Source organism: Trichococcus sp. (assembly GCF_049589555.1).
Classification (GTDB): Bacteria; Bacillota; Bacilli; order Lactobacillales; family Aerococcaceae; genus Trichococcus.
Map to the genome: position 1 here is coordinate 1 of NZ_JBAWAZ010000131.1, position 2,728 is coordinate 2,728.

Here is a 2,728-nt window from a genome sequence, read left to right on the forward strand (position 1 = left end):
CACACGTGAAGATAATGTTGTCAGCGTTACTCAAACGACAGGAATGGCTCACGCTCTTGCGATGAAGGGGATTCCTTTTGAGACACATGTATATGAAAAAGGACATCATGGTCTCTCGCTATCCACACAGGCTACTGCTAAATCTAAAGAAGATATTATTCGTGAAGTAGATAATTGGATTGGACTCGCAGAAACTTGGTTGAATAATCGATTCCCTTTAGATTTGGTAGAGAAAACACCTATATTTAATTTTGAGCAGCTACTATAATAAATTGGAGGGTTTTTATGTTTAACTTAAACACATTGAAGAGCTTATTGAACTGTTGACGGATGGCCCATCTGTGATAATGAAGCCATAAGAAAAAAGAATCTATACAGAAATGAAGTGATCACCATCATAGCAATTACAGAAGAACAAAAGAACCACATTTCCCAATTGATCCAATCGATGACCATTGATGAGAAAATCGGCCAGATGAATCAGGCCGCTGTATCTATAGTCGGAGGTTTTGAAGTACCTTTTGAAGAATTGATTGAAATGCTTACGGATGGCCGGATCAGCCATGCCGAATTTGAGAAAATCATGTCAACAGCGGAGCAGGACTATCACGAAGATGAAATCCGAGCGGGAAAAGTCGGTTCCTTGATGTTGCAGGATGCAAAAAAGGCGAATGAGCTGCAGAAAATCGCAGTCGAAGAAAGCAGATTAGGGATTCCCTTAATTATTGGTTTGGATGTGATTCATGGATTCCGCACCGTGTTTCCGATCGCGTTGGCCGAAGCTTGCTCCTTTGAAGACGAGCTGTTCGTTAGAACCGCAAGAATGGCGGCAAAAGAATCCCGCAAGCAAGGGGTGAACTGGCATTTTGCGCCGATGATTGATGTATCGAGGGACGCTAGATGGGGCAGAGTTTCAGAAGGCCCGGGAGAAGACCCGTATTTAGTTTCCCAATTTGCAAAAGCAAAAATCCAAGGACTGCAGGGAGATCAGAGCAGCACAGAGAATTATGTCGCCGCCTGTCTGAAACATTTCGTTGCTTACGGCGCAGCGGAAGGGGGCAAGGACTACAACACGACTTCCATGGCGGATTCCTTGCTGCATAATGTGTATCTGGCGCCTTTTAAAGCTGCAATTGAAGAAGGTGCGGCCACGGTTATGGCTGCCTTCAACGATTTGAACGGTGTCCCCTGTACAGTGAACCAAGATATGCTGAGAGCGGTGCTGAAAGAGGATTATGGTTTCGAAGGTTTCGTCGTCAGTGATGCGAATGGCATCAGGGAATGTGTCACTCATGGAATTGCTGAAGATGAAAAAGCTGCAGCAAGGCAGGCAGCTACAGCTGGCTTGGACATGGATATGGGGACAGGCTTGTACAGTGCGCATCTGAAAACGCTGATTGAGGAAAATCTAGTGGACGAAAGTCTCCTTGATGAGGCTGTAAGCCGCATTCTTACGATCAAAATGTGGTTGGGCTTATTCGCTGAGCCTTATGTGGAAATCGAGGAAGAGGCTGAAGTTCCCCAGAACAATACCCAGTTAGCTTTGGAAGCAGCCGAGAAATCCATTGTTTTGTTGAAGAACGAGAATAATCTTTTGCCTTTGGACAGAACAGCTAAAATCAGTGTCATCGGCGAGCTCGCTGATATGGCGACTGAAGTTGTCGGTGCCTGGTCGATAAGTTGGAAAGCGGAAGATTGTGTATCGGTGCTGTCAGGCCTGTCGGCACAAGGGGAGCGGGTCAAATACTTTGCCACAGGTGGTCTGACGTCTCCGTTGGATGAGAACAAGTTGAAAGAAGCCCTCGCATACGGTGATGTTATCGTCGCTGTGGTGGGGGAAACAGTGTCGATGTCCGGAGAAGCAGCTTCACGTGCGACGATTACTTTGCCAGGCTCTCAGAAACGGATGCTTGAGAAGGTCAAAGAAGCAGGAAAGACTGTCGTTGCCGTTTTGATGAATGGCCGTCCACTGGCCTTGGAATGGGAGCACCAAAATGTTGATGCTATTCTGGAAACGTGGCACTTGGGGGTTCAGATGGGGACTGCTGTCGCGAATGTCATTTTTGGCTCCGCAAATCCTAGCGGTAAATTATCAGTATCGTTCCCAAGAGTGACTGGACAATGCCCAATCTATTACAATCACCCGAATACAGGAAGGCCCGGCGGAAAGAGTAAGTTTACGTCGAAATACATGGATATAGAAAACGGACCGTTGTATCCATTCGGATTCGGTCTATCTTACACCGAATATACATACAGCAACCTTATTTTGGAAAGGTTCACTGACAGCATCCGTGTTTCCGCTGATATCCAAAATACAGGTCAGAGACCAGGAACAGAGATTGTTCAATTATATGTCCGCGATATCGTTGGATCAATTGTTCGTCCTGTGCTTGAAATGAAAGATTACCAAAAAGTAACGCTGCTTCCAGGAGAAGTGCGGACGGTCAGCTTTGACCTTCCGAAGCAGAAACTGGGATTCTATGACAATAAAGGTGAATTCAAATTTGAAGACGGGGAATTTTTGATTTGTTTGGGCAAAAACTCTCAGGAATACTTAGAAGAGAAAATCACCCTGACATTTGATTGATCCGCTGGCGATACTTCGGACAATAATAGGGCAAGGACATGGATTTTGAACATCCACATCCTTGCCCTATTGTCTATGATGCTGGATTTGCCGAGGGGATACCCATCAATATCTTACCTTTCTGAACTGCTCTGGAGA

At 45.6% G+C, this 2,728-nt stretch carries 1 protein-coding gene and 1 pseudogene; both read left to right on the top strand.

All coding sequences use genetic code 11. From position 1 onward, the window contains the following. Positions 1 to 268 (top strand): annotated as a pseudogene (locus tag WBV27_RS05310) (hypothetical protein); the annotation flags it as partial. Between the two features lie 117 nt (positions 269 to 385). Further along, on the top strand, positions 386 to 2,590 hold the full coding sequence (locus WBV27_RS05315) for a glycoside hydrolase family 3 N-terminal domain-containing protein (RefSeq protein WP_424200085.1): 2,205 nt from the start codon (positions 386 to 388) through the stop codon (positions 2,588 to 2,590). The last annotated feature ends 138 nt before the right edge of the window (positions 2,591 to 2,728 follow it).